Source organism: Brevibacillus sedimenti (genome assembly GCF_020923495.1).
GTDB classification, from domain to species: Bacteria; Bacillota; Bacilli; order Brevibacillales; family Brevibacillaceae; genus Brevibacillus; species Brevibacillus aydinogluensis.
This window is the reverse complement of sequence record NZ_CP064048.1, coordinates 1239142-1266074: the sequence shown is the minus strand read 5'-3', so window position 1 is coordinate 1266074 and position 26933 is coordinate 1239142. Positions and strand designations below refer to the sequence as shown.

32 protein-coding genes are annotated in these 26933 nt (G+C 53.6%); all 32 read right to left on the bottom strand.

The genetic code is table 11. The features are described 5' to 3' along the window. Nucleotide 1: 1 nt before the first annotated feature. Nucleotides 2–409: a hypothetical protein gene (locus tag IRT44_RS06050; RefSeq protein WP_171567252.1), complete on the bottom strand. Its 408-nt coding sequence runs from the start codon at nucleotides 407–409 to the stop codon at nucleotides 2–4. 163 nt (nucleotides 410–572) lie between these two features. Further along, entirely contained in the window at nucleotides 573–773 is a 201-nt protein-coding gene (locus IRT44_RS06045; protein WP_171567251.1) for a hypothetical protein, read from the bottom strand. A gap of 74 nt (nucleotides 774–847) precedes the next feature. After that, the gene (locus IRT44_RS06040; RefSeq protein WP_212132597.1) at nucleotides 848–994 is read right to left on the bottom strand and encodes a hypothetical protein; all 147 of its coding nucleotides are present in this window, start codon (nucleotides 992–994) and stop codon (nucleotides 848–850) included. Between the two features lie 15 nt (nucleotides 995–1009). After that, the gene (locus IRT44_RS06035; protein ID WP_230077631.1) at nucleotides 1010–1849 is read right to left on the bottom strand and encodes a hypothetical protein; all 840 of its coding nucleotides are present in this window, start codon (nucleotides 1847–1849) and stop codon (nucleotides 1010–1012) included. Then, entirely contained in the window at nucleotides 1849–2748 is a 900-nt protein-coding gene (locus IRT44_RS06030; RefSeq protein WP_171567248.1) for a hypothetical protein, read from the bottom strand. The genes IRT44_RS06035 and IRT44_RS06030 overlap by 1 nt, the downstream gene beginning before the upstream one ends. Beyond that, complete coding sequence (locus IRT44_RS06025) at nucleotides 2745–4094, bottom strand: ATPase, T2SS/T4P/T4SS family (RefSeq protein WP_171567247.1); 1350 nt, start codon at nucleotides 4092–4094, stop codon at nucleotides 2745–2747. Before IRT44_RS06025 ends, IRT44_RS06030 begins: the two co-directional genes overlap by 4 nt. Then, entirely contained in the window at nucleotides 4091–5212 is a 1122-nt protein-coding gene (locus tag IRT44_RS06020) for a CpaE/TadZ family protein (RefSeq protein ID WP_230077630.1), read from the bottom strand. The genes IRT44_RS06025 and IRT44_RS06020 overlap by 4 nt, the downstream gene beginning before the upstream one ends. Further along, complete coding sequence (locus IRT44_RS06015; RefSeq protein ID WP_171567245.1) at nucleotides 5209–5997, bottom strand: SAF domain-containing protein; 789 nt, start codon at nucleotides 5995–5997, stop codon at nucleotides 5209–5211. Before IRT44_RS06015 ends, IRT44_RS06020 begins: the two co-directional genes overlap by 4 nt. Continuing rightward, on the bottom strand, nucleotides 5994–6866 hold the full coding sequence (locus tag IRT44_RS06010; RefSeq protein ID WP_171567244.1) for a CpaE/TadZ family protein: 873 nt from the start codon (nucleotides 6864–6866) through the stop codon (nucleotides 5994–5996). Before IRT44_RS06010 ends, IRT44_RS06015 begins: the two co-directional genes overlap by 4 nt. A gap of 3 nt (nucleotides 6867–6869) precedes the next feature. Next, entirely contained in the window at nucleotides 6870–7628 is a 759-nt protein-coding gene (locus tag IRT44_RS06005; protein WP_230077629.1) for a hypothetical protein, read from the bottom strand. 73 nt (nucleotides 7629–7701) lie between these two features. Continuing rightward, entirely contained in the window at nucleotides 7702–8052 is a 351-nt protein-coding gene (locus IRT44_RS06000; protein WP_230077628.1) for a hypothetical protein, read from the bottom strand. 106 nt (nucleotides 8053–8158) lie between these two features. Next, nucleotides 8159–8776, bottom strand: a complete 618-nt coding sequence (locus IRT44_RS05995; protein WP_171567241.1) for a DUF4046 domain-containing protein — start codon at nucleotides 8774–8776, stop codon at nucleotides 8159–8161. A 92-nt stretch (nucleotides 8777–8868) separates the two neighbouring features. Next, nucleotides 8869–9375 carry a hypothetical protein gene (locus IRT44_RS05990; protein WP_171567258.1) on the bottom strand — a complete coding sequence of 169 codons (507 nt, stop codon included), beginning with the start codon at nucleotides 9373–9375 and terminating at the stop codon, nucleotides 8869–8871. Further along, a complete protein-coding gene (locus tag IRT44_RS05985) occupies nucleotides 9375–9794 on the bottom strand; it encodes a TadE/TadG family type IV pilus assembly protein (protein WP_171567240.1) in 420 nt (139 codons plus the stop codon). Before IRT44_RS05985 ends, IRT44_RS05990 begins: the two co-directional genes overlap by 1 nt. Before the next feature lie 4 nt (nucleotides 9795–9798). Beyond that, nucleotides 9799–10278: a prepilin peptidase gene (locus IRT44_RS05980; RefSeq protein ID WP_230077627.1), complete on the bottom strand. Its 480-nt coding sequence runs from the start codon at nucleotides 10276–10278 to the stop codon at nucleotides 9799–9801. After that, nucleotides 10275–10451 (bottom strand): pilus assembly protein, encoded by a 177-nt coding sequence (locus tag IRT44_RS05975; RefSeq protein ID WP_230077626.1) that lies wholly within the window; start codon nucleotides 10449–10451, stop codon nucleotides 10275–10277. Before IRT44_RS05975 ends, IRT44_RS05980 begins: the two co-directional genes overlap by 4 nt. A 65-nt stretch (nucleotides 10452–10516) precedes the next feature. Beyond that, nucleotides 10517–11425, bottom strand: a complete 909-nt coding sequence (locus IRT44_RS05970; protein ID WP_171567237.1) for a type II secretion system F family protein — start codon at nucleotides 11423–11425, stop codon at nucleotides 10517–10519. A 4-nt stretch (nucleotides 11426–11429) separates the two neighbouring features. Then, nucleotides 11430–12329: a type II secretion system F family protein gene (locus IRT44_RS05965; protein ID WP_171567236.1), complete on the bottom strand. Its 900-nt coding sequence runs from the start codon at nucleotides 12327–12329 to the stop codon at nucleotides 11430–11432. Between the two features lie 12 nt (nucleotides 12330–12341). Further along, complete coding sequence (locus IRT44_RS05960) at nucleotides 12342–13826, bottom strand: TadA family conjugal transfer-associated ATPase (RefSeq protein WP_230077625.1); 1485 nt, start codon at nucleotides 13824–13826, stop codon at nucleotides 12342–12344. Nucleotides 13827–13839: 13 nt separating this feature from the next. Beyond that, nucleotides 13840–15243: a CpaE/TadZ family protein gene (locus IRT44_RS05955; RefSeq protein ID WP_230077624.1), complete on the bottom strand. Its 1404-nt coding sequence runs from the start codon at nucleotides 15241–15243 to the stop codon at nucleotides 13840–13842. After that, a complete protein-coding gene (locus IRT44_RS05950) occupies nucleotides 15240–15968 on the bottom strand; it encodes an RcpC/CpaB family pilus assembly protein (RefSeq protein ID WP_171567233.1) in 729 nt (242 codons plus the stop codon). Before IRT44_RS05950 ends, IRT44_RS05955 begins: the two co-directional genes overlap by 4 nt. A 122-nt stretch (nucleotides 15969–16090) precedes the next feature. Then, entirely contained in the window at nucleotides 16091–16618 is a 528-nt protein-coding gene (locus tag IRT44_RS05945; RefSeq protein ID WP_230077623.1) for a hypothetical protein, read from the bottom strand. Between the two features lie 335 nt (nucleotides 16619–16953). After that, the gene (locus IRT44_RS05940) at nucleotides 16954–17361 is read right to left on the bottom strand and encodes an RDD family protein (RefSeq protein ID WP_230077622.1); all 408 of its coding nucleotides are present in this window, start codon (nucleotides 17359–17361) and stop codon (nucleotides 16954–16956) included. Between the two features lie 34 nt (nucleotides 17362–17395). Beyond that, entirely contained in the window at nucleotides 17396–18310 is a 915-nt protein-coding gene (sppA, locus tag IRT44_RS05935; RefSeq protein WP_230077621.1) for a signal peptide peptidase SppA, read from the bottom strand. Nucleotides 18311–18333: 23 nt separating this feature from the next. Continuing rightward, on the bottom strand, nucleotides 18334–19296 hold the full coding sequence (locus tag IRT44_RS05930; protein ID WP_230077620.1) for a M23 family metallopeptidase: 963 nt from the start codon (nucleotides 19294–19296) through the stop codon (nucleotides 18334–18336). Nucleotides 19297–19304: 8 nt separating this feature from the next. Then, nucleotides 19305–20414 carry a serine hydrolase gene (locus IRT44_RS05925; protein ID WP_230077619.1) on the bottom strand — a complete coding sequence of 370 codons (1110 nt, stop codon included), beginning with the start codon at nucleotides 20412–20414 and terminating at the stop codon, nucleotides 19305–19307. Nucleotides 20415–20431: 17 nt separating this feature from the next. After that, complete coding sequence (locus IRT44_RS05920; RefSeq protein WP_230077618.1) at nucleotides 20432–21784, bottom strand: DCC1-like thiol-disulfide oxidoreductase family protein; 1353 nt, start codon at nucleotides 21782–21784, stop codon at nucleotides 20432–20434. Continuing rightward, nucleotides 21765–22457: a DUF5819 family protein gene (locus IRT44_RS05915; protein WP_230077617.1), complete on the bottom strand. Its 693-nt coding sequence runs from the start codon at nucleotides 22455–22457 to the stop codon at nucleotides 21765–21767. The genes IRT44_RS05920 and IRT44_RS05915 overlap by 20 nt, the downstream gene beginning before the upstream one ends. A gap of 70 nt (nucleotides 22458–22527) precedes the next feature. Then, nucleotides 22528–22869 (bottom strand): hypothetical protein, encoded by a 342-nt coding sequence (locus tag IRT44_RS05910; protein WP_230077616.1) that lies wholly within the window; start codon nucleotides 22867–22869, stop codon nucleotides 22528–22530. A gap of 729 nt (nucleotides 22870–23598) precedes the next feature. Beyond that, entirely contained in the window at nucleotides 23599–24363 is a 765-nt protein-coding gene (locus tag IRT44_RS05905) for a type III pantothenate kinase (RefSeq protein WP_230077615.1), read from the bottom strand. Nucleotides 24364–24374: 11 nt separating this feature from the next. Then, nucleotides 24375–25220 (bottom strand): carboxylating nicotinate-nucleotide diphosphorylase, encoded by an 846-nt coding sequence (gene nadC, locus IRT44_RS05900; protein ID WP_171567230.1) that lies wholly within the window; start codon nucleotides 25218–25220, stop codon nucleotides 24375–24377. Continuing rightward, nucleotides 25210–26832 (bottom strand): L-aspartate oxidase, encoded by a 1623-nt coding sequence (nadB, locus tag IRT44_RS05895; protein ID WP_171567229.1) that lies wholly within the window; start codon nucleotides 26830–26832, stop codon nucleotides 25210–25212. The genes nadC and nadB overlap by 11 nt, the downstream gene beginning before the upstream one ends. Nucleotides 26833–26933 lie beyond the last annotated feature (101 nt).

Sequence of the window (26933 nt, the reverse complement as noted above, 5' to 3'; positions counted from 1 at the left end):
ACTACCACCCCGGATCAAAGTATTCGGAGGGACGACTGCCCGTAAACAAGAACGCGGCATTGCCTTCCGCAAACTGATTCAGCCATTGGGCGACACGGGACGGCCGGACGGTGAGGGTAAGCGTGACCATTTCGTTTCGCTCCTTCAAGGCCCGCTGCTGCTCCGTTTGAGGCCAGCTCCCCGCAAACACGTCTCCCGTCACGTCCCAGCCCAGCTCCGCCATCTTTTGCCGGTAGTAATCGGCAAGGGCCGGATCGAGATAGCCGATATCCTGCATGTCATCCAGCACATCAGCGAAAATGCTGCGTGCGATCGCTCGTTCCATGGTGTACATGTGGCTGGCCGCAACGGCGGAAAACAGCACAATCATGACAGACAGGCAGATGAGAAATACCTTTGTCTTGACCATCTAAGCCGGTCAGCGATCGTTCAATGAAAGCTGAACGTCGCTGACCTGTACACCCTTTCCTGTTGGGTTTGATACAACTGTTTTGAGGGATCGCTCCCCCATATAAACGCGCATAGACTGCCAACCATGACCAGGATGATGAGAAACGCCTGCAGATTGAGCATCAGTTGCTGGAGTACGGAGTGCCGTCCTGCATTTCGAACTGCACCCGTTCGCTTCTGGTGTCGTATTTGAGCGAGCGGACCGAATTGTTGATGCGTTCCGCCGATTGGTTGGCTGATGGGCTGAGCTCGTTTCCGTAGGAACTGACGCCGATGCCAAGCACCATGACACACGCCAGGAAGATAAAAAACATTTTGGACATACGAAACACTCTCCTTACATGATTTGATCAGGTTGACAAACTGCCGAAAACATGAGCGGGGGAACCGGTTTGTCCTAAGGGATGGCCTGGTTTATCCAATGAACCGCCCTGTCGCGCAAACCGCCCTCATGTACAATCGAGCCGTTTACCTTTGACAGACTGGATACGATAATGCCCAGTGTCAATACAATGCAGATGAGAATGGAAAAGAGCTTAGTCATGTTGCTGCCCCTACCTTACGTCAAGTATTTGTCGAGAATCTCGGTAAGCAACTTGTACCAGGGAAACATGGCTACCAACAATCCAATGTAGAAAGCCGGGTAAACGATCACGCTGTAGCCAATCCCCAGCGATTTGATCTGCTTGCGGTGACGATACATGCGTCGATGATCGACCGCCCACTCCAACCGCTGCATGGTGACAGCCATCTGCCCCTCGCTTAGGTGCTCGACCGTCCTCATGCTGGACACGAGCATGACCGCGTCGTCCACACCAAGCCTGCGCTTAAACGTCTCCAGTGCTTCCTCGCGGTCCTTGTTCCACTCTGACAACGTTGGCAGGTACTCCTTCAGCTTGCGCGTAGGCCGTGCTGCCTTGACCATCGCATTGTATATGGGCACCTGGTTTTCCAGCAGATTTACGTATCGGTTGACGAAGCGGGCGATATCGGTGCTGAGCACTTCCTCGCGGTACCCCGCCCACATCTTTAAGCCGACGTACGGCAGCATAAAACTGATCGCAGACGCCACAATCAGGGAAAACAGCGGAAAAGACTCGCCTGCGCTCAGCATCCCCCACAACAGAATCAGCACACAAACGGCACTCCCGCTGGCAAGCTGCAGGAACACCCACTCCGGTTTTCCCCAACCAAACGGCCGGCCTGCTCGCGCCAGCAGTTTTTCCCACGCGCCGTCTTCCTCGGCGTTGACCGCCTTTTCCCACAAGCGGCGCCACTGCCCGGTGACAAACAGCCTGGGGCGGCGCATCGACGCCACCTGCTTGCCGATGGCAAACACGGCCACAAACACGAACAGGGACCCCAGCGTCAGGCAGACATACATGAGCAACAAGCGCATCAGCGATACCTCCGTCCCCAGATGAACGCTAATAAAATGGAAAGAGCCCAGACCGTTACCGCGAGCGACAGTATGGCCTGTCCGTCAGCGGTAAAGAAATACAGGCGGTATGAATCTTTCAGCAGGCTCTGGTTGTAAGGAATCAGACAGATGCAGATCAGGATGACCAGAATCAAGCTGACCCAGATCGCGTAAATCTCAGAGTTCCTTTCCTCTTTTTCGTCTTGTTGAATAAACATTTCGTTGGTCAATCGATTCAGTGCGCTCTGAATGTCCTCCGTCTCGCCTTCCAGACCGCTGGCCGCATACATGGCAAAATCGTGGGCCCACGGGTGATTAATCCGCTCGGCGAAGATCTCCACCGCCCGGACGGGATTTCCTCCGTCCGACAGATGGTTGTTGAGCAGCAGCAAATCGGGCAGCAGCTCTTTCGGACATTCTTCCACCATATCTCGAAACGTCAGGATAATGTTTTTCCGGCTGCTGTAATAACGTGCAAACAGGTCGACAAAGCGGCAAAACGCGCCAATTTTCTTGTTGATGCGCACTGTATAGCGGGCGTACAGCAGCAGAGTCGGCAGCAATACCAAGAGCACAAACAGGGACAGGGATACGACGATATTGCCAAGCAGGATGCCGGAAACAAACCCTGCAGCTCCCCCAATCAGCGACAGCAGAATATGGGCTTCCGGCGTACCGCCAGCGATCCCGCACCATTTTTCGTACCTCTCGTATATGATGCGGTTTGTTTTGTGGCGCAGCATCCTCTCTCGCCACACGGCCACCGTCTTGGGAAAGAAGACGTTGGGAGCGGACCAGGTACGGTACAAATGAAGTCCGAGCAGCCAGAACCCGGCAAACAGGCAGACAGACATGGGAATAAACAGCAGGTGTTTCATAGCATCCTTCCCATATCGATGAGACGTAACTCCTTTAAGACAGCCAGATCAGCCCTGCCCACGTGGCACATGTATTCCACCAAATGTTCGTCCAGCTTCTTCCCGGTCCATTCATAAGCACCTGTCTGCCTGTTGCGAAAGACAAGCGGCACGGACTCAACCCGGTTCATCACGTCGTTCCATTCGCTGACATGTATGGCGTCGATATAGCGGTGTCCATTATTCCGATAGGTCAGTGAATTGACGAAATTGACTGCCCGACTGATCCTCTCCTGGGTCAGTTCAATGCTCCGTCCGCCATATTGATAAACGAGGTCGGTCAAGTCTTGCAGTGCCTTGTGTGGAAATCGTTCATGCATGGCGGCGATCGTAGCGTCTGTTCCCCGCACGCCGGCGTTGACAAAGTGATACGCTTCGATCGGCTCCCGTATCTCCCCGATCAGAATCGTGTTGGCGGTGGTCCGGTACATGTCCTTGAAGCAGCTTTCCAATTCGATGCCGATCTCTTCCACGTTTTGCAGTTCGATCACCTCGCCCGGCCAAACATCACCAAATCTCATTTCATGTTCACTTTCAAAAAGCGTGACGTACTCGGTTTGAGGGTCTTTCAGTTTTAACATGCAGAGCATCAGCGTTGTCTTGCCTGCTGCCATCGGTCCGATCACCAGGACGTTGCTTCTGCCGTACACCTGCTGCTCCAGCAAAAGCTGCACCCTTTCGTCAAACGTGGGCAGCGGCTGCATTCGCAATTGGTCCAGCGAAAACGAAGGCGTGGTAAAGCGGCGCACAATGATGGTCGGCACCCGGGAATAGGGAAAGGTGAACATGGTCAGCCTGGCTTTCAACGAATCGAGATACCCGCTCAAGCGCGGCTTTTTTTCGTGAAAGGTCAGGCCGGCGGCATTGGTCAGCTTTTGCTGAAGCGTCTCCACCTCCGTCCAAGTGGGTGTGTACGGCAGGCTCTTTTTTTGCCCCTGCTCGATGTACGCCACCGGTCGACCTGCTGACACCCGTACCTCCTCCACCCATGGCGACAAATGCAGGACGGCATCCAGAATTCCCCACCCGTACGTGGCAAACAACAGCCCTTCGTATCCGTTGACATGCGGCAGAATTTCCTCGGTTACCGGCCGCTTCAGCACTTCTTCAAAGTAATGCTGCAAACGCAGGATGACATGGTTGTGGCTGTTCCGGTCGCCCATCTCCGCGAGGGTCAATATCCGCTGCATCTCCATCTTCTCCTCGGGAGTGGTGCCAAAGTGGTTCAGGTAGTCGCGGGCTGCTTGCTTGAGGTCTTCCACATCCTTGAGCTGCGATGCGTTCCATTGTCGGATAGCGGTTTTCATCGGCAAACCACAGCTCCTTCGTCCGCATGTACCGCATCCACCATCGCCTGCAGGCTGGTGACGTACGGCTTGGGCGGAAAGATTTCTTCCACCAGCACGCTGTGACTGCGGTGCGATTGAATCAGCCGGGCATTGGAAATGCGCGGCACCACTCCATATACGGAGATTCCTTCACCGATGCGGTACGTCTGCCCCTTGTCCAGATGACTGAGCATCACCTGATACTTCACCCCCCGCTCTGCCCAGGCATGAATCCACGCCTTTGCGTTCTCGATGCCAAACGGATCAGCCCGCACAAAAAACAGATTGCGGTCGGACTCGTAAATCAACCGGTGCAAGGCCTCCGTCTCCGGAAAGCAGTATCCCCAGTCGATGTAGATGTAATCGAACTGCTGGCGCAGGGCCGTGAGCAAATTGGAGATCTCTCCGCTTTTCCAGTTGCATGTGGCGCTGGCATAGTAGAGGTTGGGCAAGTGGCTGATCTGTTTGCAGCCTCGCTCCCACTTGCGGGCCAGCGCTGTGCGCATTTCCAGCAGGTCTGGCCGAAACAACGCCAGATGATGCAGCTGCAGCTTGAAAAAACGGGTCAAATCCGGCTTTTGCGCGTTCATGTCAAGAACGACGATGCGCTTGTCGGGATTGCGCTTTGCCAGCAGAATCGGATAATTGATGCAAAACGTGGTGATGCCTGAGGAACCGTAGCTCATCAAAGTGTAGACAATGCCGTCGCCCTTTGCGGCGGGCAGTTCCTCGATTTGCTGCGTAACGCCCAGTATCAGCGCGATTTTTTCCCGGATCTCCTCCTGGTTGAGAGTGGCCGGAAGGATGTACAATCCGGCTGGATCGATTTTCTCCATGACTGTTGCGATCAGGGATTCATCCTTGTACAAAGGCACGATGATGACGGGCACACCCTCCGGGAGAACCTCCTGCACACGCGGCAGCCACTCCCAGACCGGTTCGTCAAACATTTCGGAAAACAGCACCGCTGCTTCCGGTCGGTACAGTTTGGCGAGGCGAAAATACTCTTCGGCCGACTCTGCAACCAGCGACTCGCATTCCGTCGGCAGGTAGGTTTTGACCAGTGATTTCATCGGAAAACATACAAGGGTTCTCATGGGGTCCGATCCTCCGCATCGGAAATTTGACCAATCTGAATGGTCCCGTACATCATGGCTTCGCTCAATGCGACATACTGCTGATCGGAAAGGTTGAAGCCGATATAAGCCGTCAAGGCGGTCGGCTGCGCACGGTAGTCGCGGTAACGCTTTTCCCCGTTCAAGAGCGGTTTTTCCCGGGAGCCGTTAAACACAGCATCCATGTGATCGGGGCCTGGAAGCATGCTTGGCTTCAGCGTGTATATCTCCGTACCGTTGCTGTCCTTCACCGTTGCCAACCGGCTTTCAAACAGCAGGTCGGCCGTCGCGTTCGTCTTGCGAAAATGCGTCGGTTCGGGCAAATGCTCCAGCTCCGTCGGCGGCTTGTACTTTACCCAAATCTTGACGCGGTCCCCTTTTCGCAGCTCGGTGATGGGTTCGATAGACGTCAGCGGAAATTCGTAGCGAGCCTCCCCCTTTTCCGGCAGCAGTTGCGTATCGGTCAGCTTCTGTTTCAGCACTTGTTCCCCGGCGTAGATCGTCTGGGAACTGCGTTTTCCCAATACGCTCTCCAGCGATTGAAAAGACCCGGGCAAAATCTCGTCCACTTCTTCCTGAACCAGCACCACGTCCTCTCGCGTGATCGGTTCAAAGGGGTCGATCTGTTTTCCTTCGGCCACCTTTACCACCGGCGCAAACAGCCGTTCAATGGCCAGCGCGTCGATATACCGGGTCGCCGCGTAAAAGCAGGAACCGGCCAAGAGAAACGAGAGCAAACTGATGAGCAGCAGCGTCTGCTTTTTCATAACATCCTTCCCTTTTCCGAGTGTAGCAGCGGTAGGAACCGATGTTCCTCCTCCGTGTACAGCTCCAGCAAGAGGCTGGCTTTTGCTTGGGCAGCCGCCGTTTTCTCGCTGTCGATCAGGGGAATGACCGCGTCAATGCCTGGAGCAAAACGTTCGCTGTTCCAGAGCGAGATGGTTCCTTCCACCTTTTTCATGATGGCGGAGCGGCTCAGATATTCGTTCCATTTGTTTGCGATCAGCCTGATTTTTTCGCCGTGTTTCTCCCACCACGAGGGCGTTTCTTCTGTCAGAAACAATCGGGTAAACCTGGCCAGGTCGGAATCGAACACGACCCAGATTTCGTCAGCCAGATCCATTACCCGGACGGCCTGTTCTTCTTTCCAGCGCGAAGACAAATCGATGACGACCGTGGCGCTCTCTTTGGTCATTCTCAGCAGCCAGTCCGCCGTGTCGGTCGGAGTTGATGATTCATTCGACAAAGGGGTATCCACCAAGATGCGCAAGTGATTGGATTGCATGAGGAGCACGGATGCGGATGAGTTCTTGAAGCGATGATGCGCTCTGCGTTCGCAGTCGAGCGCGAAGTAATAATAGGAAGCGGTACCGGGCAGTTCGCACAGCGTGACGGAAACTCCGCTGCCGGCCAGCAAAAACGACGCGTTGGCCGCCAGGAAACTGGCGCCGGCCTGGGCGTACAACCCGGTTACGGCGATACAGCGGCGCACCGCTGCAGGTTGTTCTTCCGTCAAAGAGGCTGACAGTTTGTCCTTTAATGACTGCCACAATCGCTCTTCTTCCCGGGATCGGGCGTATTCCCTCTTCTCCAGTTCGCGGAACTGGGTGACGAAGCGGTTTACCTGCTGAAACATCGCTTACCCCGCCTGCGAACCCTTCTGATTCTCTTTCGTCAGCAGGTACTTTTTAAATTTTTCCACCATTTCCTTCATGGTCAGCGACTTGCGGTGATAGTAGTAGATTTTTCGGAGCCGTTCGCGCTCCTGCGGGGTGAGCTCCTGCTTTACCTGGCTGACCATGTCCTGCAGCAGGGCCAGTTCCACGTTGTTGGGCCTGCCTTTTCGCGGAGGGTTGGCAAAAAGCTGCTGCTGCTTCTTGTCAAACGCATTGGGATACTCCACCAGCCACATGTCCACCAATGATTCGATGTCATCGTACGTGCGAATCCCGAGCTTCATCAGGTATTTGAAGTAGGCGGGCAGCGTCCGTTCGCGGGCCTGTCCCATCTGCCAGCGCTTGATAAATCCCGTCGGCGTCGTCAACAGTTTGGTCACGTCCCGAATCAGTGCGCTGCGATTTTCCGACTTGTATTGCACAATCGCCTCCTTGACGAGCGAGAACAAAATGTCGTGGTAGTTGGCATCATCTGATCGGCTGCCGTACTGGAGCAGATACCAGTCTTCCACCGCCTGGTCAAAGTCTTTGCGGCATGTGGTTAACCGGAGCTGGTCTAGGTGTTCGTAAAAGCGATCCAGTCCGTAGCGGGCAACGAACTCTTCCTGGTAACTGCCGAACACGTACGCGATGAACACTTCTTTCAACTCTTCCAGTGAAATCAGGCAATTCGTTTGTTCGTAGCAGCGTTCGACCAATTCGATTGCGCTATTCACAATCACTTCAAATTACCCCCAATATTTACAAATTTATACATTTATAGACATTTTGCTACATCTCTCGCGCTTCGTCAAATTATTTTTCCATATCGGAAAAATGGGGGATGATCCGCCTCGCACGCACCCGTGCAAGGCGAATCCCGAGAGGTCTACTCCACGTAAAAGTAGAGTTCCTCTCCCGTCGCGAGCAGAAGAGCGATTCTTCCCCGCGCTCCATGACGGTTGGAGCACTCTCCATCGTCACTGCCCCGTCATTGAGTACAACTCTGCTTCCAAATCGGTGCACAGACTCGATCTGGAAGAAACCCTGCGGCATGCGGTCCAGCGACAGATGCCTGCCGGGTTTGTGCTTTTGGTAGCGGACTCGCCTGCCCAAAAGCAGCTCCACGTTTGCGGAGCATTTGTGGTGAGCTTCTACTGTTGCCATGCGCAACGCCTCCTTTTCTCACCAACATACGGCCGTTTCATGTGCTTATAAGCCTATGAAACTACCTTTACCGTATGAAAAGACAGCGCATGGACGCAAATAAATTTTACGGTTCGTTCCACAATTCAGGATCGGCCAGTTCGGGATACATGTCGGTGATCATGTCGAAAGGGGAGAAATACAGGGTATCGACCAGGATTTTCAGCTTGTACTTTCTCAGCAGGCTGTATGCCTGCTCCGTCTTTCCGAAGATGCGGGGAAGCTGCCGCAGGTCCTGCAGCTTCATCAGTTCGCGGCACATGTAGTCAAAGCAGATTTTGGCCCGTTCCTCCCCCTTGACACTCTGAAAGTACAGCGGTGGAAAGTGGCGGCGGACGCCCGCCAGCACTTCCCGGTACACCCACAGCACCTTTTGTTTTTCCGTCATTCGCGGAAGGTACGGATACGCGTATTCGACCATGTAGTAGACGTCCTGCGGCTTCGCCTCGATCGGCGGCTCAATGTACTCGCGGACCAGATGCAGTTTCAGTTCCTTGACGTCCTTGATGCTCATCTCCTTCCGCGCCTGCTCCGGTGTCCATTTTTTTACCTGTTCGATCGCGTACCGCAAGACAAGCTGCACTTTTTGCTTGCGGTATTGTGCATCTTCAAATTCGTACGGCGAAAAGCGCTTCTGTTCTCCGTTGAGAATACGCTTGTACCGTTCGACAATTCTTGACGGCACTGCTCCTCACTCCTGTCCCATTTCTGGAATATATTGTTACGTTACCATGCAGAAATAGGACAAAAATAACAGTTCACCCGCGCTTATCTGGTTCAAAAATCATAGATGCCCGACTGGGACGTTCTGTCCATCCCGGCTTCGACCTCCTGCCACAGGAGGGGAAGTTGGCTGAAAACCTCCACGCGTACGTGATAAATGCCCTGCCGGTACAAATGTTTTTGCTCTCCCTTTTGATGAATGATCACTGCTTCATCCGCCCGCCGTTTGATGGCCGGACTGTTCAGGCGCCACAGAATCTCCGCCTCCTCCCTCGCGCCGCGAACGATGTCGGCCTTGTTCCGCCTCGCTTCCCTCGTCGTGGCAAACAGATACGTCCGCTTGCTGCCCTCATCGTCGATGTACACCCACTTTCCTGCAGCCCGCGCCCCTTTGGACACGATGTCAGCCGTCTGCTGCGCCTGCATGCTCAACAATCCCGCCTGGCCTGTGAGTAGCAGCAGCGATACCAGTCCGCCCAGACAGAGGAGAAAAAAGAGCGCGGTCAACGTGATGGACCCGCGCTCATCAACCAATCGCTCGCTTATCCCGCGCAAGCGCATCAACTTCCTTCCTCCGCGTTTTCGATCATTACGTGGTAGCTTTCCGTCACTTCTTGCGGCGTGCCGGATGCCAGCAGGCGAAATGCGATCGTCGCCTTCGCCTCGACGTGATTTCCTTTTTTCCACGTCCCGCCCGTAAGCGACAGCCGCACCTCCCCCCACGTCATGCCAATGCCCTGCTCCAGCTCCGCCTCGCCCCGTTCCCTGGCGTGGTACTGCGCCAATCCGTAATTGGGCTGCACGGCGGCGATCCGCCCGGCCTCATAGGCGGCCTCCAGCGCTTTTTGCCGGTTGTAGAGAATGGTAAACTGGTCAAACGTAAATACAAACAGTATCCAGACGAGCGGAAACACCAGTACAAACTCCAGGAGCTGGCTGCCACGCTCGTCCCATACGAAACGGCTCCAACGTTTTTTCATCTGCTTACCTCCAGGCCGGCTGCAGCAAATAAGCGGCCAGCAGGAAAACCGCATAGGGAAAAACAAGGGCGGATTCTGCACGACCAGGCAGCCACAACTGCCGATGCGCGGTCCAGCCCGCCGCCAGTCCGTGCAGATTGAAGCGCAGCCGCCGCCACGTCTTCGGACGGCAGCAGACTACTGCCAGGCACAGCAGCAGCGAGTGCAAAAACAGCGGATACACCTCCGCCCAACTGGTCCAGGCGCCGACTGCCATCAGCAGCTTCTGGTCGCCCATCCCCATGCCTCGCACCGCGACCGGCCCGACCGTCAGCAAAAACGCCCCCAGCAATCCGCCCAACGCCAGCCATCCCGCTCCGCTCTGCCACTGATAAAGCAGACCAGCGGCCATTGCGGGCATGGTCAACCTGTTCGGCACCTTGCGGCAGCGCCAGTCAGTCCACGCAGCGGCCGCCAGCAGGGCGAACAAGACCGCCTCTTTCATTTGCTGAGCTTTTCCTCCAGTTCCTTCAACTTGGCGTCCTCCGCTTCCCCCAGGGTAGCCAGCGTGGGGATGATCAGGATCAGGATGACGGCGATGATAATGACCATCTCCACAATCGTGACGCCATCCTCCTCCCGGGCAAATCTGCGCACGTATTCGCGAACGAACGACATACAATCCCTCCTTTGCGGTGTGTATTATCACTCTGACAAAAGACAGCGGGCACCGCAAAAAAAAATTACAGCCGCGCGCCAATGCCCATGAATGCTGGCCCCATGACCAGGTACAGCAAAGGGACGCCCATCATCACGATTACAAACGGCAGCAGCCGGACGCTCAGCCGATTCATGTGGGCGGAAACCGCATCTTCCTGCTGGCGGACCTGCTCCTCCACCAGGACGGCCAGCATGGGAGCCACGCTGACGCCTTTGCTGATCGCCTCGTTGATCTCCAAGGCGATGGCCGTCAGCGTATCCACCTCCCAGCGAAAGGCCAGTTCCTCCAGGGCCTTGCGCCAACTGCCGCAGCGCTTCTCTTCCACTTCCAGCCTGGCAAGTTCGCGTCCCAGCCTCCCGTCAAAGCGGCGGGCCGCCTGTTTGACCGCTGCCTGTATCGGCATGCCCGCCTCGACAAGCGCCTGCACAATGCTAAAAAAGACCGGCACCTGTTCCGCCATTTCCGCCTTCGCCCGCTTGTCCGCCCATTCCAGGAGCAGGGTGGGCAGCAAAAACGCCAGGACGGCCCCCAGCATCGGCCAGGCAGCCAGCATACTCCACTCCCGCCCGCTGTACAGCCGGGCAGCCAGCTGCAAGGCCGCTCCCAGCAAGACGGCACCGCCCACTGCCTTGGCCAGGGCCACTTCCGTCACCGTGATCGGGGAGCGCAGCCGGTAGAGCATGTCCGCCGTTTTCTTTCGGTCCACGCCCGTCCATCGGCATAAACAATCCAGCCACCGCTCGCGCCGCTCCAACAGGCGTACGATCGTCCAGGAGGACCGCCGACGGCGAAACGATTCCGCCAAATGGGCCTGCCGCTCCCGCTCCAGCCGCCCAAACAAATCTCCCTCATCCGCAGCCGTCTTTTCCAGGCAGGCCGGCAGCCCAAACAAGAGCACGGCCACCCCGGCCAGCGCGCTGATCAACAACACATGGTCATCCTCCTTTGTGAATGCCTTTGCGGGCGAGGTGGCGAATCACTTCCCCGCCAATCAGAATGGAGAGCAGCGCGCCCAGAATGGACAGGCGTCCTTGAATCGTTGCCGTCAGCGGATCAAAATGGTGCGGATTATTTACGTACAAGGCGGTGACAAAGACAAACGGCATGACGCTCAGCACGTTGACCTGTGCCACGATCTGCGCCGTCGCCGCCCTCTGCCTGCGCAGCGATTGGCGGCGCCTGAGGATGGTGGCCGCCGCCAGATCAAGCGTTCTGGCCATGTCTCCGCCCATTTCCCGCTGAATCTGCACGATGGTCGACAAGTAACGGACATCTGGCGAGCCCGTCCGCCGGTAAAAGGCAGCCATCACCTGTTCCAGCGGCACCTGCGCCCGCAGCAGCTCCACCACCCGGCGGTATTCGTCCGTGACGGTCTTGTTCACGTACGGACTGGCCGCCACTTCTTCAAATGCGTGCAGGTAGGACGGAGAGGTGCGAAGCGAGCTGGCCATCAGGCGAATCGCCTTTACGTTATCCTCTTCAAACCGGTCTTTGCGCCTCGCTCCCAATACGCTGACCAGCCGCTCCGCAAACAGAATGCCGGCAGGCAGGGCGGGCAGCGCCAGCCACCAGGAACGCAAAATCTGCCCGCTCACTCCGTATGCAGCCAGTCCGAACAGGCAGACCAGCGCCACGTACTGATGGACCTCCATTCCTGAACCCGACCGCTGCAGCCGCTCATCCAACCGGTCCCACACGCTCTTTCGCTCCTTTTGAAGCTGTTCGACGATTGCGTGCCTGCCTGCCGATCCCCCCTGCCAGAAACGGCGGGGAAGCAGCAGCAGGACGATTCCCGTGCCTGCCCCGGCGGCAATCACCATCCCGATATCGACCATGATTTGTCCCTCCTACATTGGGATGGGCGTCGGAAAAAAGACTTGTTCCGCCTCTTCCGGCCGCAATCCCTTTTCCAGCCAGCGCCGCACCAGTTTCTCCGGCTTGTAGCCGGTCCATCTGAACTGTCCCACCACTTTGCCGTCCCGTATCCCTGTCGGTTCGTACACATAGATGTCCTGCAAATATACGCGTTCGGCAATGACCTGCCGAACGTTGCAGGCCCGCCGGATCAGCTCCTCGTGCGACTGACCGGTTCCCACCACTTCGGTGATCGCCACCACTTTGCGGCTGCCGTCCTCCTCGAACCGCTTGACCTGCACAATCAGGTCGAGCGCCGAACCGATCATCAAGTTGCGCTCCAACGAACTGTACGTCTCATCCGCTTTGCCGAACAGGATGGGCAGGGTGGAATCAACCAGCGCACGCGGCGAATTGGCGTGGGCCGTGCTCCAGCTTCCCGGGTGGTCGGTATTCATCGCCCACAGCATGTCGACAATCTCCCCTCCACGCACCTCGCCGACGATAATCACGTCCGGCCGTTTGCGCAGCGAAAGACGGACACAATCCCGGATGGAAAACCCGCCTTTTCCCTCATGGTTGGGCGGTTTGGCCAGAAAGCGGCGGACGAACGGATGCTGCAGTTTCAGTTCCAGCACGTCCTCGATCGTGATGATGCTCAAGTGGTGCGGCACGTATTGCGAGATCAGATTGAGCAGATGGGTCTTGCCCGACCCCGTCCCGCCACTGACCAGCCCGGATGCGCGGGACAAGCCGACCGCCCACTGCAAAAAGCGAAGCATCGGCTCGCAGATCGAACCGTAGGCCAAATAGTCCGCCTCTGTCAGCAAATCGCGGTGTTTGCGGATCGTCAGCATGTGGCCGTCCGGCGAAATGGAGCGGTGGGCTGCCGCGATGCGTGAGCCGTCTGGAAGCTGGGTATTTAATTCCGCCCTGGTTTCGTTAAACTCCCGACCCATCGAGGCGGCGATCTGCTCCAGCAGGCGGAGCATCTCCTCCTCGTCCCGGAACACGGGAACATCCGGCACTTCCAACCTTCCCGTGCTCTTGCGCTCCACCACCAGGCGGTCGTAGCGGTGAAACAGGATTTCCGTGATGTCCGGGTCCTCCAGCAACGGGTCCAAGGGGCCCCAGCCAATCAGCGAGCGCAGCAGCCGCTCCACCTCGACTTCCAAATGCGCGGAGGCAAGCGACGTGCTGGTCTCCAGCAGCAGGCGGATATCGCGGGACAGTTCCTCCAGATACGCCGGCTGATGCTTTTCCTCCCACAGCCGCTTTCCGTGTTTCTCCACAATTTGCGTCCGGACGGCCGCCTCTGTCTCCGCCGGTATCCGCTTGTCGCCGACCGGCTGCGGCATGTGCATCCGCTCGTTTAGCGTTTGCGGCGCGCGCGACGTTTCCCGCACATGGGATCGCAGGTCAAACCGCTCTCGTCCTGCCGTTTGAATCCCCAGCAGCGTTTTTCGGTCAAAATTCATCACGTTTCCCTCCTTACCGCCACAGCCATTTCAACAAGGCGGGCCGCTCTTTCGCTTTTCCCTTGACGCTGTCGTTTTTGGCTGAATCCAGCGGCAGCAGGATGCTGCCGAGCGCTTCGATCGCCTCTTTTGCCGCGCTTCTGCCGGGATGAAGCACCATGGGCGTCCCGGTGTTGATCGACTTTTTCACTTCCGCGTCATCCGGGATCGGGTGGATCTTTTGGCTCGGATGCAGGTGAAAATACGCCCGAATCTCGTCCAGTGTAAACATCTCCCGCTTCTGCATCCGGTTCATGCACAATTGAATCCGCTCCTCCGGATATTCCGCCTCCCGCAGCAGTTTTAACATCCGTTGAATATTTTCAATGGAATCTACGATGGGATTTCCGACCATCACCACGCGATCGGCAAAAAACAACGCCTGGATCGTCGCGTCCGTCGTATCGGGTGCCGTGTCGATCAGGATCACGTCGTACGCGCTGTGTTTGAGCGTTTCCAGCATCAGGTACAGGTGGTAGTCGCGAATCTCAAAACTGTGCCGGATGTCCCGCGGCGACGTGAGCACGTGAAGGCCCGTTTCCTCATAGGTAACGACGTACTTGTCCACCTCTTCGGGCTGCATCTTCACGGCCGCGACATACTCCTGCCACTCCTCGGGGCGTACGTCCAGCGGATCTTTGCCGTGACGGCGAACCAGTTCCTGCAGCCGGGCATCGATGTCCTGCACCCAGGTGAACAGGTTGGGCGAACGCGGCAGATTGAGCGACGTGGCAAACGTGCCCAAATCCAGGTTAAAGTCGACTGCCAGCACCCTGAGCGGCCGCCCGTCCCGCTTTTGCAGGGAAAAATAGACCGCCAGCTCCCGCGACAGAAAGGTCTTACCTACCCCTCCCTTGGGGCCGTAGACGGTAATCAGGTGCTTGCTCGACGAGCGGCTTTCCCGGTAAGGCTGGACCGGTTTCGCCTCGGCGACGGCATGAAGACCGGGCGCAGATCCACTCTCTGCGGCAAACGCTGGGGCTCCTCCCGCTTGCACTCCTCCCATCGGCAGCACCTGCAGGGAAGCGTGCTGCATCGCCAGCGCCTCCAACTGTCCGGGCTGGATCGGCTTGGCGATTACCCATATGCCCAGGTTGCGAAAAAACGGTTCCCACGCCAGCTCCCGGGGCTCGCATGCGGCGATATACGCCAAATGGGGAAACGCCAGCCGAAATTGCTGGCACAGCACGCCTCGTTCGGCCTCCCTGATCCCGCCCAGCAGCACCAGATCTGGCCGGACGTCACGCAGCATCCGCCAGGCGGTTTCCACATTTTCCGCCTGGCCGCACGGCTCCAGCCACTGGCTGCCAGCCAACTGCTCCCCAAGCGCGCTGCCCACGGCGGGATCGTCATCCACGATCAGCAGTCGTTTTCTCACGAACGTTCCTCCTCTCCGTCGATCCATCGTTTTTTGGTCTTGATCAAGGCGGCGGCAAACGCCGCGTCACCAATACCTGCTGTTTGCCCGTCTGCCGGTGACGCCTGGCCCAGGCGGATTTTGCCGTAGTGTAGCGCATGGGTAAGCAGAACGGCCTCGTCCATCCTGAGCGACAGGGTCACCGCCTTCAGCCGGGGATGATCCCCCTCCATCTCCCGCTGGACACCGATGATCGGCATGTTTTTTAAAAGCAACCCCGTGTGGGCGCCGGCGTCGTCTTCAAACGATGCATACACGTGTACCCGCTCCCCGACAGCGACGTAGGGAGTCACACCCGATACGTTGTCGACGGGGATGCTGATGCCGGTCATGGATGCACCCAGTGCCTGCTCCTGCCCTGCTGCACCCGGCCGTTCCACATCCTCGGCCAACAGCGGCCGGCCTCCCTCTACCCGGCGGGCCAGGGGCAGGCCGACGAAGCGCGGCGCCTCCTCCCACGCGATCAGCCCCGGCACCGGAGACGACTGCATGCGAAACAGGCCGCCCAGCGAAAGCTCCGCCCGCTCCAGGTCGGACGCTTCCAACCGCTGTCCGCTTTCTTTGACCACTCCCTGCCGCAGTTTGACGTAGGCGATCGTGTGCGGCTTCAGCACGTGATACGCACCGGCCGCCACGCAGGCCGCCAACAGCAGGATCGCCACCAGCCGCAGCGGATGTATCGACATCCCGCAACCTCCTCTCCTGTATGCTGCCATCAGCGTACAAAGGGATAACGGGACAAAAAAAGCCGCTCCAGGTGTGGAGCGGCACAGACGGGGGACAAAACGTCTGGGACTGACCGATTTCATTATCCGGTTGGTGCCGGTTTTTCGTTCATCTTCTCGATTACCTCTTCAATTTCAACCCCTGCAAAATCTGTAAACAGATTTTCGGGAACATCCGTAAGCACGTGGTACTCTTCCGTCGTTTCATTTACCAATACATCTTTTTTGTGATAGGTTGCAATTTTGATTGGAAGCCCGATGCTTTCATCCACATAAATAAACCTTGTCACTTCACCGAACCTCGGGTGTTGACCCGTGTGCTTCAGTTTGACAGCTTCCCTACCGTTAACCTGTTCTTTTCCCACTTTCTCTGCATTCGTAAACTGCGTTTTTTGATTCTCAATCAACGAAACATGATTTATTTTTTGATTTTCTTTGGCAATGGCTTCTGGCAGCTTCCACGTTGTTCCTACCAGTTTTCCGTTAACATTGCTGATCTCATAAACACGACTTCCGTTTTCCGTTACGATTGTTCTGTTTTGCAGCTGATTGGCTGCATCAACAGTATCAACCCGTGTTTCGCCAGTAACGAGATTTTTGCACGTCTCCATGTAGCTTCCGTCTTTATTTATCACTTTGATATGTTCAATTTTCGGCTTCCCGTTAGCAATAGCATGATTTACTTCCTAATTGCTTGCCGGCGAATTCCCGTTCTGATTGCCTGGCTTTTGATCCACAACAGGTGAATTTGCAGTTGTGTACGCAAGCAAACAGATCGAGACTGCCCCGGCTGAAGCCAGGGCCCATGAAGCTTTTTTCTTGCATGAACTTCTTCAATTCGGGTATTGCTGACATCCTGCATGCAAAAGAGACACTCGAACATAAGCGAGTGGAAACGGACCGTTAAAGAAGAGGCCGGTACAAACCTTAGCATTCCTTGATGGAGTTAATGACTGTCCTTTTCCCAAACCACACATAAACCGGACAGCTTATCATGCAGCGCCTGCTTGTTGGGATGTACCATCATCATCAACAGACCGACAACAAAAACAAGGACTGAAGAGATTTTACCAATCACCTCTCGTAACAGTACATCTTCCCAGGCTAGTTTGTCAGAATGGACATGTACCACCTTAATTCCCAGGATTATTTTTCCAATAGTTTGACCTAATAATAATGTAAAAAGAAAAAAATAAAGGGAAATTATCAACACAAAACCTAACTGAGCCACTAGACTGTGGAAGTCAAACATGTAATCAAAAAGGATGACTTTCAACGACCATAGAAATAATGCATCTAACAAAAATGCCAGACCCCTCGCCCAAAATCCGGCATACTGAACTTGCCTTTCCATGTAAGTTAAACCTCGCTTTTTCTTGTATACTTAACTACCGCAATATATACATGATTTTGGGTGTAGCCGTAATCATTTCTTCAATTATGTTAGTCAAAGGTTGATCCAGCGCAGATTGAGTGTTTGTTATCCCGTCTAACAATGACGTTTTTCTTGTATAACGGATTACTTTTACATCAGACAATTTCAACTTGTTCTTCAAATATTCCGTCGCGTCTTCCAAGCTGCCGAATTGATCGACCAAACCGAGGTTTTTCGCCTGTTTGCCTGAATAGACACGACCATCCGCTAAACTTAATACCTTATCTCTTCTCATTTTTCTTCCATCCATAACAACTTGCACAAATTGTTCAAAACTGTCTTCCACGATGTTACGATAAATTTGTTCTGCACGATCACTAAAATTTGACCAGGGATCACTTAATACTTTGTTCTCCCCGCTAGTAATATGAATGCTACTGATTCCTAACTTCTCTCCCAATCCTTGATAATTGGGAAAACTTATAACTACTCCAATACTGCCGGTCACGGTAGAGGGATTGGCAAAAATTTGATCTGCCGCTGTAGCAATATAATAGCCCCCGGATGCAGCAATTGCCCCCATGCTGACCACTATTTTCTTTCCGGATTTTTTTATCTCGACTAATTTTCGGTAAATATTATCGGAAGTTACCACATCCCCGCCCGGGCTGTCGATATAAAGTACAACCCCTTTGACAAGGTCATCTTCCAACGCCGCATTTAGTTGGGAAATGATTTGATCACCAAAAGCGCCAGACACAATCTGACCTTCTACATGGATTTGGGATATTTTATACGGTCCCGTTCCTTCGACCCTCTTCTCCTGCCAATCGGAAGTTGTTGTTATGTTACCATGCGTTACATGTAAAATACCTGCTACAATAAAAAAAACAATAAGTGTGCTTACCGCAACTATAAGTTTTTTCACATCGATCCCACCAATATCCCTATCTATCTAAATATGATTTTGCCGTTTAAAATCAAATCGTTACGTTTTAAGGAAACTCCATTAACTAATAGAGGAACCGGTGAACCGGAAAATACTTCATTCGATTCATTCAATATTTTAACAGCGTGCATATGTAAGTGAGGCTCACTGCTGTACCCCGAATTCCCCACATTTGCAATCCACTGTCCTTTTTTCACTGTGTCACCCTCCTTGACCCGGATGCTCCCTTTTTGTAAATGCAACAATAGGATATAAACATCCTGATGTGCGATGACCACCATATTGGAGGTGCCGGATTTTTTCAGGGATAACAGATCTTTAAGATCGTCGTTCATACTGTCAACGGTTTTGACCACTTTGCCGTCGACGGGACTGTATACGGGTTCACCGTATATTTTATAATCCTCTGGTTTCTGCGGTTTAGAGAATGGTTTATTACGCATACCCCACGCATTTAGCTTAACTATGTCAATCGCATAAGTTTGGTACGGATATGCATAGTGATAATTTATAGTCGTTGAATAGCCTCCATGTGATACACTGTATATGCCGCCCTTTAAAGGAAAATCAATTTGGACTGCCGCCTCAGTGGGAGGTTTATTCCAATAAATCGCAGGAATTCTAAACAACACCGCCAATACACTCAGAACACCAAGGACTAATAACAACGATTGTCCAAAGGCTGCAAACAAGGAAGAATCCTTACGTGACCATGGCATCCCTCGATTTTTCCAGGCTGAGTATACAATTGCTGTTGGCATTAACAATGACAGACCGATCCGCAAATAATGACTGATCAGCGCCCAATCTACAAACATCAGCATAGACATTGTCCATGCAAAAGTAACGGAGCTGAGAAGTATCCAGGTTTTCCAACTTTTCAGACGTAGCACCAGCAGAAATATATTTAACAAAAGAGGGGCCAAGAATGCTTTGAATACCAGCAACATAACACTTCCTTCCACGTCTCCCGTTATCCTTTTAGTTCCTGGGCTACCCTGGCGCGGAAGGACTGGTCAATGAAAAGCCGCTGGACAAACAAACTTATGTTTTTCTTCAGCCATCTGAACTCTTTGCGGGACGTGTCATGGATGAATAAGGCCAGCGATAACCAATTTCCTTCTCGATCCTTCACATACAGCACATGATTGGAAATAGATATGCTTGAACCTCCTTTACTCAATATCTGGACAAACGGCGAGCCTTTTCTCACCGTACGTCTCATCAAGTGCTCAAACTGCTGCCAAGCGTCGTCATCAAACCAGTCCAATTGCTTCAGCCGCTCAAACAGCGTGGCGTATAGCCGCGTTGTGCTTGCAGGCATCTTGCGAGACGCGATGATCTGAAGCTCTCTGTTGAAACTGATCCGATTGTTGTAACGTTTGATAAACGACTTTTGCTTATCTTCTGAAAGTTTGTGGAGAATTTCATTTGAAATGGCTTGATATTCATTGAAATCCATCTTCGCCAGTCTTTGTTGCAGTTCACGTAAGGTACTCCGTTCTTTATCCATCAGATAAGTACCGACCAAGCCTGCCGAAGAAATGGGGAATATCGGATCGTGTTCGGTGCCACAAATCTGGGCCACGGTGTAATTAATTGCCTCCATTCCAAGCACGCTGATCAAATACTCGGTGTTGGCGTTGGAACTGTATTTTATCATTCCTTCTGCAACTTCCAACAAGGTGACGGTCTGCCGCTGCTCCGACTGCCCTCGCTGGATTTCCTTTAACCAATCCTGATGGGCGCCGCCATCACTGAGCGGGATGTAGTAACGATCCAGTTGGTCCAGCGCGACAGTCTGATCGGGTGAAATTTGTCCTGATTTGGTTTGTCTGATAAACTCAATCGCGATCATAATTTTTAGCACGCTTGCAAGCGGCATCTTTTGGTCGGTCCGATATGAGATGATCGGACGACCATTTTCGGTAAAACAGCAAGACACACTGTCCGGATGCTTTTTAAAATATTCCAGAACATCAAACTCATTTTTTTTATTCTTACCTTTCTTAGTCGCAGCAATAATACCCAGAAGTAACAGCACGAGCAAAACAGCAACTACAGGAACGATCCATTCTCCCACGAAGAAACACCCTTTCTTTACCGACCAATTGTTGCTTGTGGTAAGTCACAAAAATCATTGCCGCAATGGTTGACCGGAATCAGATTTCGTTTCGAAGCAATGTAATCGTAAACCACAGAGCCGATCCCGATTTTCTCGGAAAGATAAAGGAAAGGAACTAACGGCCACAGCGGAACTAGCCGGGTGCAGATTTGCACAATTGAATGAATGCCTACTTTCTTTTTGTCTACACTGGCCACTTTCATGCTGTGCATCCGCTTTTCCACTTCTTGTGGAACCAAACCGTAACGTACGATAATTTGCGGATTACGAAAACTCGCAAACTTAAGAAGACCAAAGTAATCCAAACGGCGAAAGCTGCGCATAATCCTTCGACACATCGGACACCAACCGTCATAAAAGACGATGATTTGGTACGGAGCCAACCGCCTTTTTCCCCAAACCCTTCCTGTTCGCATTAGGAAGTATTGCAATTTTCTCGCAAACCGGTTCATGCGTATCCAGCCATTACGATATTCTTTATCCGTGAATACTAGGAATTCCAATATAATCATGATCACCGAAAACGTTAATAGCCCCATACCTATACAAATTCCGAGATGAAAAGTAACCATTGCAGCTACAATAAACGGCTTAAGCTTCTTGTTTAATATGGTAAAAGGGAAGGCAATCTTGATCCACATAGTAAAATAAGTGATGATAATCGTCAGCCATAAGTGTTCTTCAACCAAATAGCGCAGCAAAGGTCTGCTAAATTCTTTCACTTGTGAAATATAGTAAATGGCCGTCCCATTGTGCCACAATTCACCCATTAGCTGATACATGCCAGAAAAGAAATAGAGAATGCACAGTTGTACAATACAAAACAAGACTGCAAAGTTGTGCAGCATCGCGGAAAACTGGTAACAGAGTGTACCTTTATTCGCTTCACGGTACCGTTTAAAACGAGCATGATCCAAAGAGAAATAGGCTGTATTATTAGCGAACATCAGATAGAACATGCAGATGATAAGAATGTTGTCACCTCCATCACTGATATGACCGTACCGTTGATAAAGCGAATAGTAAAATACAAAATTTAATACTGTGAAAATACGACCTTTAAAACCCAATAAATAAATGAAGCTTACGACAATCCCCAAATGATAAATTATATCGAAATAGGTCAATGAAGGACTCAAGTGATAAAGAGACCAATCATGTTGACCTTCATAAAATGGCATAACGCCTTCAGCACTGAACAAAAAATATCTTTGGCCATAATGGATTAAATACTGGTACAGGATGATCAGACCGATACAGATACGTAATAACGATACCCCAATCAGAAAACGATCTTGGGTTATAAAATTACGGAAACGGGAGAACATCTTCTACCAACTTCCTCCATTCATGAATGGTGTAATGTTCCTCAACTTTGTAACTATCGTCATTTCGTTTTGAATATGGTACTGCTTCTTGACGCCCTGTCATTATTCTAATCTCTAAAATCTTCTTATCTGGGTAAGCCGCTTTGGCAAAGGCTGATACATAACGGTACAGATTATCTGCCTGAAATTCGGCCTGTTGCTGCAAACTTTCCTCGATGTGCGTGTTTAGCTGCTCCTTCTTAGTTGCCTTATTTAAAACCTTATAGGTAAGTTCGTCAAACCCACCTAATTGTAACGCGTGAACATATCCCAACCCCAAACGTATCATACGATTGTGAGGAGAAAATATAGTTTTTTCATTTTTCTCTAATAAGGGTGTCATCACATCGATCCAGGGGCTTTCGACAGGTTTGGTCATTCCCATTTCTGTGTACCGTACTTGAACATAAAGACGGAAATTTGTGGTTATAGGGTCTGGAGCAAATAAATGCCAGTTTTGGTAGAAAAAAGGTTTAACGTAGACATTTATGAATGGTTGCAACTTTGCTGAAATGGGGTTAATTGGACCGGCATGAAGTACTATAATTGAAAAATGTACGATTGTATAAACTGATAACAAAACTAAAACAAAATTAAATATTCCGTTTTTCAAGAATACTAACTTGCTCCCCATTGAAAGGGCCCCCCTTCCTAAAGGAAAAGGGGAAAGCTGTACGCGCGCTCATCACAGCCTCCCCAAAAATTTAGTCTAAGTCGAAAATTTCCTCAGTAATCTTTGCGTCGCTGGAAGCTAGTTCGGTTCCGAAGACATACAACGATCCTTCGCGCGCGACACGATCAAGGTCGTCAGCATAGTGTTTAAAAGCCTCTTTTGCATAAACTGCCGCTTTGACTGCCGCCCTCGCCACAGCAGCTGCAACTGCTGTCGGGGTCTCACCGGAATCATCAGCTAGAAGAGCCGTATTGCCAACCTCAGACGCTCTAGAAGCCACTGCATTATTGGCAGACAATGAAGCGTTCAAGGTAAAGCCGGTTGCAGCTACCATTGCTAGGGAAAGGAAAACTGCTACAACTTTTCTTTTCATGAAATTCACCTCCATTATAAAATATATGGTATATACCACATTTAATAACATATATTACTTTATTTGGAATTTCAATATCTTCATCTATTCTTTTTGACGTTGTATAATAGATTACTAGTCCTCGTAAACCATACACATTATATGAGCTGTTCTCTGTCGTCCTTCTCACTGCTCCGCTCTGCAATTGTCCTTTCGTAAACAATCAAATCTCGCTGCGGCTAGAACAGTCTGTATACGTAGGCAAGTAACATACCGAAGAAGAACAAGGAAGTGACGCCAATCGGCTTTCGCTCCCTCTCGATATCTATCAACCTGAAAATAAAGAACAGAATCAATATGACAGTCTTCCAAATCGCGGATACAAATGGAAACGTAAGGCCAATTCCAAATGCAATCGTTCTCATGACTATAAAACTGGCAGATTTAATTTTCTCCATGAAAGATAACCTCCTAAATGTTAATCTCAAAAACTTCTCCTCATCGCCCCTGTTGAATCCCTGGACACGTACACTCCTTCTCCTGGAGCAGCGCCATTCTCCTGCACTTGTCATGCTCGTCAATCCCGTCCGCATATGAAATCCAACACGTTTCACCAACCAAACATTACCATTTCTTGTCGCAAATGTAAACAGGAAGCTATTTTACTAGAAAGAGAAAAGCCGCAGCATTCCTGAAGAAGCTGCGGCTTTCTCTTTCCACTGCGCACGCGTTTCTTTGCGCGTACGCCCCTTATTGATTTCGTTCGTAGATCAGGCGAAGTCCCTTCAAGGTCAGGTAGGGATCGACCACGTCGATGCACGATGCCTCATCTGCGACCAACGAGGCCAGGCCGCCGGTCGCCACCACGGTGGGGCGGGTCTTGTTCTCGGCGATAATCCGCCGTACGATGCCTTCCACCAGGCCCACAAACCCGTAGTAGATTCCGGCCTGCATGGCAGTAATCGTGTTGCGCCCCACCACGCTGGGCGGTTTGGTCATCTCGAAGCGCGGCAGCTTGGCAGCGCGGCTCACCAGCGCTTCCGTGGAGACGCTGATCCCCGGAGCGATCGCGCCACCCCAGTACTGTCCCCGTTCGTCCACGTAGCAAAACGTGGTGGCCGTCCCGAAGTCGACGACGATCAGCGGCGCGCCGTAATGATGGATGGCCGCCACCGCGTTGACGATCCGGTCCGAGCCCACCTCGCGGGGATACTCGTACTTGATGTTGAGGCCGGTCTTGATCCCCGGTCCGACGATCAGCGGCTTGATGCGGAAGTATTTGTCGCACATCCGCTCGATCGTCAGATTCAGCGGCGGCACCACCGAAGAGATGATCACCCCGTCCACCTGATCCAGCGTCAGGCCGACGCTGTCAAACAAACTGCGGACCAGCATGCCGTACTCATCCTCGGTCTTGTTGCGGTCGGTGGCGATCCGCCAATGGTGCCGCAGCTCTTCGCCCGTATACAGTCCCATGACAATATTGGAGTTGCCGACATCCATCACCAGTAGCATGCGGGTTCCCCTTACCGTTTACGTGTATTGAGATCGAGACTGATATCCAGCGCCTTGACCGAATGCGTCAGCGCCCCGACGGAGATGACGTCCACACCCGTCTCCGCGATGGAACGGATTGTGTCCAGCGTGACGCCGCCGGAGGCTTCCACCACGGCGCGGCCGCCAATCAGCGTCACCGCCTGTTTCATTACGTCCAGCGGCATGTTGTCCAACATGATGATGTCCGCCCCTGCGTCCAGCGCCTCCTGCACCTGGTCGAGCGTCTCCGTCTCCACCTCAATCGTCATCGTGTGCGGAACCGCCGCCCGGGCCGAAGCCACCGCCTGGGCAATGCCGCCGGCGCCCTTGATGTGGTTGTCCTTGATCATCACCGCGTCATACAAGGCGTAGCGGTGGTTGTGACCGCCGCCGACGCGGACCGCGTACTTCTCCAGCATGCGCAGCCCCGGTGTGGTTTTGCGCGTATCCACCACCCGCGCCTTGGTGCCGGAGACCGCTTGGGCGTACTCGCTGGTCCGGGTGGCGATGCCGGAGAGGCGCTGCAGCAGGTTGAGCGCCAGCCGCTCTCCGCTGAGAATGGAGCGGACCGAACCGCTCACTTCGGCGATCTGCTCCCCCTTTTCGACGCGGGCCCCTTCCTTCACCAGCGCGGTAAAGGACAGCGTCGGGTCCACTGTTTCAAACACCAACTGCGCCACCGGCAGACCGGCGATGACGCCCGCTTCCTTTGCGTACAGAATCCCGACGCCCTGCGCCGTTTCCGGGATGGTGCTCATTGTAGTCACGTCGCCAAATCCGATATCTTCCTGCAGCCACTCTTCGATTTTGCGCTGCAATTCCCGTTTACTCCACATCGTACTGTTCACTCTCCTCGCGCACGCCTTCGCCGATCGATTGGATGATGTGCTTGCGCCAAATCAGGTCGTCCTTGTTGGGGAAATCAATGCGATAGTGACCGCCCCGGCTTTCCTCCCGCAGCAGTGCCGCGCGCGTCGTCAGCACGGCGGTATTCAGCAGGTTGAGAAACTCAAACGATTCCCGGTCACTGTACGTTCCGTAACAAAACTGCTGCATGCGCTCCAGCTCGTCCAGCGCTTTTCGCAGTCCTTTCTCATGCCGTTTCAAGCCCACGTGGCGCAGCATCAGTTTTTGCAAGCGGACCCGCTGTTCCCGCGTGTCCACGCTGCGGGATGTCCGCTTTGGCTCCACCGCGGCAAACGGACGCACCTCGGGCAGCGGCGTCAGCTCGCGGATGCGGCGAACGATGCGGTGACCGAACACCACCGCCTCCGACAGCGAGTTGCTCGCCAGCCGGTTGGCACCGTGCACCCCCGTGCAGGACACCTCGCCGCAGGCAAACAGCCGCCTGGTGGAGGTCTCGCCATTCAGATCCGTCTGCACCCCGCCCATGATGTAGTGGCAGGCGGGCGCCACCGGAATCCAGTCCGTCACCATGTCCAGCCCGTACTGCAGGCAGAACCGGTAGATGGTCGGAAACCGGTGCTTGATCAGCTCTTCCGACTCATGAGTAATATCCAGGTATACGTAGGACGAATGGGTCTTTTCCATCTCCGACACGATCGCCCGGGCCACGACGTCGCGGGGAGCCAGTTCTTTTTGCGGGTGGTATTTTTCCATGAACCTCTCGCCGCTGGTGTTGCGCAAAATGGCTCCTTCCCCGCGCACCGCCTCCGAGATGAGAAAACGGGGCGCTCCCGGGTAGTAAAGCGCGGTGGGATGAAATTGAATAAACTCCACGTCCTTGATCCGTGCCCCGGCGCGGTACGCCATCGCGATCCCGTCCGCCGTGGCGATGTCGGGGTTGGTCGTGTAGCGGTAGAGCTGTCCCGCTCCCCCCGTCGCCAGCACGGTTGCGTTTGATTCGAGGAAAAACAGGCCGCCTTCCTGGTTCTGCACGATGACTCCGACGCACTCGCCGTCCTGTGTCACCACATCGATCGCGAAGTGGTTTTCCAGCACGGTGATGTTGGCTTGATCGCGCACACGGGCGGACAAGGCGCGGACGATCTCCGCCCCGGTCGCGTCGCCGTGGGCGTGCAGGATCCGCCGCTTGCTGTGCGCTCCCTCTTTGGTCAGCTCATAGCGCCCCTGGGCGTCCTTGTCAAATTTCGTACCGTACGCGATCAGCTCTTTCAACCGCTCCGGTCCTTCGTGCACCAGCACCTCCACCGCTGCGTACGAGCAGAGGCCCGCTCCGGCGATCAACGTATCCTGCCGGTGCAGCGCGGGGGAGTCCGATTTGGCCGTCACAGCGGCGATCCCTCCCTGGGCCCAGCGGGTATTGCTGTCGTCCAGCCCCTTTTTGCTGATCAGTACCACGTCGGCGTACTCGCTCGCCTGAAGTGCCGTGTACAACCCGGCAATCCCGGCGCCGATCACCGCCACGTCCGTTTTTACACGAGGCAGCGTATGCAGGTCAAAGTCAACGATATAACGGGGAATCATGCCGCTGTGTCCCTTCTCTCTTCCGTGTGATCAAATGGCACATCTTGTCCCACTCATTATAGCAAATACCCGTTTGCCGCCAAAAGCCGGTATGCCGCCCG

Bases quoted from the DNA above. Each gene is read 5' to 3' on its own strand.
- IRT44_RS06050 (WP_171567252.1), bottom strand. From the start codon at position 409: ATGGTCAAGACAAAGGTATTTCTCATCTGCCTGTCTGTCATGATTGTG.
- IRT44_RS06045 (WP_171567251.1), bottom strand. From the start codon at position 773: ATGTCCAAAATGTTTTTTATCTTCCTGGCGTGTGTCATGGTGCTTGGC.
- IRT44_RS06040 (WP_212132597.1), bottom strand. From the start codon at position 994: ATGACTAAGCTCTTTTCCATTCTCATCTGCATTGTATTGACACTGGGC.
- IRT44_RS06035 (WP_230077631.1), bottom strand. From the start codon at position 1,849: ATGCGCTTGTTGCTCATGTATGTCTGCCTGACGCTGGGGTCCCTGTTC.
- IRT44_RS06030 (WP_171567248.1), bottom strand. From the start codon at position 2,748: ATGAAACACCTGCTGTTTATTCCCATGTCTGTCTGCCTGTTTGCCGGG.
- IRT44_RS06025 (WP_171567247.1), bottom strand. From the start codon at position 4,094: ATGAAAACCGCTATCCGACAATGGAACGCATCGCAGCTCAAGGATGTG.
- IRT44_RS06020 (WP_230077630.1), bottom strand. From the start codon at position 5,212: ATGAGAACCCTTGTATGTTTTCCGATGAAATCACTGGTCAAAACCTAC.
- IRT44_RS06015 (WP_171567245.1), bottom strand. From the start codon at position 5,997: ATGAAAAAGCAGACGCTGCTGCTCATCAGTTTGCTCTCGTTTCTCTTG.
- IRT44_RS06010 (WP_171567244.1), bottom strand. From the start codon at position 6,866: ATGTTTCAGCAGGTAAACCGCTTCGTCACCCAGTTCCGCGAACTGGAG.
- IRT44_RS06000 (WP_230077628.1), bottom strand. From the start codon at position 8,052: ATGGCAACAGTAGAAGCTCACCACAAATGCTCCGCAAACGTGGAGCTG.
- IRT44_RS05990 (WP_171567258.1), bottom strand. From the start codon at position 9,375: ATGCGCTTGCGCGGGATAAGCGAGCGATTGGTTGATGAGCGCGGGTCC.
- IRT44_RS05985 (WP_171567240.1), bottom strand. From the start codon at position 9,794: ATGAAAAAACGTTGGAGCCGTTTCGTATGGGACGAGCGTGGCAGCCAG.
- IRT44_RS05980 (WP_230077627.1), bottom strand. From the start codon at position 10,278: ATGAAAGAGGCGGTCTTGTTCGCCCTGCTGGCGGCCGCTGCGTGGACT.
- IRT44_RS05975 (WP_230077626.1), bottom strand. From the start codon at position 10,451: ATGTCGTTCGTTCGCGAATACGTGCGCAGATTTGCCCGGGAGGAGGAT.
- IRT44_RS05965 (WP_171567236.1), bottom strand. From the start codon at position 12,329: ATGGTCGATATCGGGATGGTGATTGCCGCCGGGGCAGGCACGGGAATC.
- IRT44_RS05960 (WP_230077625.1), bottom strand. From the start codon at position 13,826: ATGAATTTTGACCGAAAAACGCTGCTGGGGATTCAAACGGCAGGACGA.
- IRT44_RS05950 (WP_171567233.1), bottom strand. From the start codon at position 15,968: ATGTCGATACATCCGCTGCGGCTGGTGGCGATCCTGCTGTTGGCGGCC.
- IRT44_RS05945 (WP_230077623.1), bottom strand. From the start codon at position 16,618: ATGGAGACGTGCAAAAATCTCGTTACTGGCGAAACACGGGTTGATACT.
- IRT44_RS05940 (WP_230077622.1), bottom strand. From the start codon at position 17,361: ATGGAAAGGCAAGTTCAGTATGCCGGATTTTGGGCGAGGGGTCTGGCA.
- IRT44_RS05920 (WP_230077618.1), bottom strand. From the start codon at position 21,784: ATGTTCTCCCGTTTCCGTAATTTTATAACCCAAGATCGTTTTCTGATT.
- IRT44_RS05915 (WP_230077617.1), bottom strand. From the start codon at position 22,457: ATGGGGAGCAAGTTAGTATTCTTGAAAAACGGAATATTTAATTTTGTT.
- IRT44_RS05910 (WP_230077616.1), bottom strand. From the start codon at position 22,869: ATGAAAAGAAAAGTTGTAGCAGTTTTCCTTTCCCTAGCAATGGTAGCT.
- IRT44_RS05905 (WP_230077615.1), bottom strand. From the start codon at position 24,363: ATGCTACTGGTGATGGATGTCGGCAACTCCAATATTGTCATGGGACTG.
- nadC (WP_171567230.1), bottom strand. From the start codon at position 25,220: ATGTGGAGTAAACGGGAATTGCAGCGCAAAATCGAAGAGTGGCTGCAG.
- nadB (WP_171567229.1), bottom strand. From the start codon at position 26,832: ATGATTCCCCGTTATATCGTTGACTTTGACCTGCATACGCTGCCTCGT.